We start from the raw sequence: 2,592 nt of genomic DNA, 5'->3' as shown, positions 1-2,592 counted from the left end.
ACATTGCGCGCAAAGCCATAAAACTCGCTAAGTAAGAGGTTTACGCACTTCATTGCAAATCCTATTGAAGATCGAAAATAGCTCCCCATTTTCAAAGCAAATAAAATTCGTACCGTACTCCACATCGCCATATAATTCAGACTTATGCTCTGTTGTGCGCAATGGATTGCTCACCTATCAGTATATACATCCAGCGAAGCAACTATTACCAGCTCATATATCCATTACGAGCAACTTATTGCTCAACATTGAAGCAACACCCGCAATTTTTACGCTAACACATTAATAATAAAGGACTTATAAGAATGGCTCGTAAATTGCTTGAGGCATTTGAGTACTGATTATGCAGGTACTGTCTTCACCTTAAGATTTATGACTGAAAATTCACACATTCAGCCAAGAGCTTTAGCAAGATGACAAATTCAGTCAGTACTTCTGGTTCAGCGCAATATGCAGATATCCAGCTAAATCGCGCGACCTGTATTTCGAGCCATCATAACTATGATGGCGATGAGAGATTACTTTTCATTCGATCACACTAATTTGGTTGAAGGATACCAATTATGAAGCGAATTCTACTCTTAGGGGCAGCATTGATCCCATGGAGCAGCTTTGCCGCCCAAGGATTGTCAGAACACGCAGGTAATGCAGCATCGGCTGGAGGAGTAGCGGTAGTCGCGAGTGGCTATTCAGCGCTAGAAGGCACAGCGGCATCTGGACAATTAGCAAGTGGAGTTGCCGCAGTCCCCCTTAAAGGCATAGGAGCTGTCGGTTCTGTAGCCGAAAAAGCAGGCAATAAATTACTTGGAAAAACAAATGAACCACTCCCTATTTCAGAAGAAGCCGTTACCGCAGGGCCACCACCAAAAACTGAATAAGGCTCTCACCATGTCAATGAATAAAGCAGCACTCATATTATCTGCGACTCTTTCATGCTCTGCTTACGCTGGCGGATTTTCAGATCGTGGCGATGCTCAAGTAGGCAAAAACTTCTCTACCGAAGAGCTCATCACATTTTCAAAGAAAATAGAGCGATCACTCGCAGCAAAAGGAGCCCGTGTGGCCATTGTGTCACGTATAGGCCGTCCAGAGAAAGAATTACCTCCTAACGTACACTACACACATGTTGCATTCTGGGTCTACTCCAAAATCAAGACATCTGATGGCCGAGAGATTCCGGGATATCAAGTCTATAACCTTTACCAGCGAGCAGGAGCTATTGATACCAGTGATTTGGTTAATGATTATCCTCCAGATTTTTTTGCGGGTGTGGATTCACTAAAAGCAGGGATCATTATTCCAAAACCTTCGCTACAGAACAAAATCCTTGATGTCATTACCTCTGATACCTACAAGAGGTTACACGTAAAAAAATATTCTGTCGTAGCTAACCCATTTAACGATGAATATCAAAACTGCACTGAGTTTACGCTAGATGTCTTAACCAGTGCCATCTACAACACCAATGACTATCAGCAAATAAAAGCCAACATCAAAGCCTATTTCAAACCACAAGAGATCAATCTAGGCACAATGAAAACTCTACTTGGCCCACTTTTTGTGAAGGACTTTACTACACGTGATCAAAACGGCCCCATTGTTACAGCAACATTTACAACCATTGCCAACTTTATGAATGAATACCAGTTGAGTGATGCAACATATCACTTAGTAAAGGACTAATAATGATGAGTTCCAACACTGTATCTAACTCATATAAAATAGCTACCATAGCATGCCTCATTGCCTCAATTGGAGCCTACCTTATTGGCGTTTGGAACGCCCAGATGGAGCTTAATGAAAAAGGCTATTATCTAATCTGTCTATTATTTGGTTTATTCTCTGCAATTAGCCTTCAGAAGGTACTCCGAGATAAATTAGATGGAAACTACGTTAGTGATAAATATAAATTTATTTGTCTGATAGCAACAGTCTCATCGCTAGCGTTTTTCTTGATTGGATTGTGGAACGCTACTCTTTTGTTAAGTGAAAAAGGCTTTTATATTATGTCTTTTTTACTGGCATTATTTTCTAGCGCCACCATGCAAAAAAATGAGCGTGATCAGATAAGCTCAAGTCGTGATGAGCTAAAAGAAGACATTCCACAAATGTTAGATGAAAATTAATTCTTATTATTTCAGAAGCAATTAATTAACATCAAAGGCAAGGCTCTAGCCTATAAATCAAGTCGCTTACTATAAAGCGACTTGATTTTACAGCTACAAACTTTCATCGTTTAACTGCAGGTAACCACCAACGATCACTCTTCAGGCATGACAACAACCAACACCACTACTTCCCAATAAAACAATACCCGATGCCTGGCTCTGTTTTGATGAAAATAGGCTCCTGCGAGTTATCACCGAGTTTTTTGCGTAAGTTTGCAACTACAATACGTAAATAATGAGTATCATCTACGTGGCTCGGCCCCCAGATATCATTCAGTAGTTGCATTTGCAATAGCAGTTTTCCCGGATGACTGATCAAAGCTTGTAGTAAGGCAAACTCTTTGCGCGATAAATTAATTTCATTGCCATGTAAGGTCACCTGGTGACTATTAATATCCAAGGTTAACCCACATTCTGGGAAGCT

The 2,592-nt window shown here is 40.7% G+C and carries 4 protein-coding genes; 3 read left to right on the top strand and 1 reads right to left on the bottom strand.

Annotated elements, in window-relative coordinates; all coding sequences use genetic code 11:
- Positions 1 to 563 precede the first annotated feature (563 nt).
- Genes ACRCYC_RS08545 through yiaA form a run of 3 tightly spaced genes read left to right on the top strand, consistent with a single transcriptional unit; the run spans position 564 to position 2,126 of the window.
- The gene (locus ACRCYC_RS08545) at positions 564 to 878 is read left to right on the top strand and encodes a hypothetical protein (protein ID WP_156121104.1); all 315 of its coding nucleotides are present in this window, start codon (positions 564 to 566) and stop codon (positions 876 to 878) included.
- A 16-nt stretch (positions 879 to 894) separates the two neighbouring features.
- Entirely contained in the window at positions 895 to 1,683 is a 789-nt protein-coding gene (locus tag ACRCYC_RS08540; RefSeq protein WP_047707623.1) for a DUF2145 domain-containing protein, read from the top strand.
- 2 nt (positions 1,684 to 1,685) lie between these two features.
- Positions 1,686 to 2,126: an inner membrane protein YiaA gene (gene yiaA, locus ACRCYC_RS08535; protein WP_047707613.1), complete on the top strand. Its 441-nt coding sequence runs from the start codon at positions 1,686 to 1,688 to the stop codon at positions 2,124 to 2,126.
- Between the two features lie 166 nt (positions 2,127 to 2,292).
- Here the strand turns inward: yiaA and ACRCYC_RS08530 are convergent.
- The coding region (locus ACRCYC_RS08530) for a winged helix-turn-helix domain-containing protein (RefSeq protein WP_438618687.1) at positions 2,293 to 2,592 on the bottom strand (300 nt) is incomplete at its 5' end.

Origin of the sequence: Paraclostridium sp., from assembly GCF_051657365.1 — a bacterium.
Classification (GTDB): domain Bacteria; phylum Bacillota; class Clostridia; order Peptostreptococcales; family Peptostreptococcaceae; genus Paraclostridium.
Note: the sequence above shows the minus strand (reverse complement) of the source record. Positions and strands in the feature narration are given on the sequence as shown.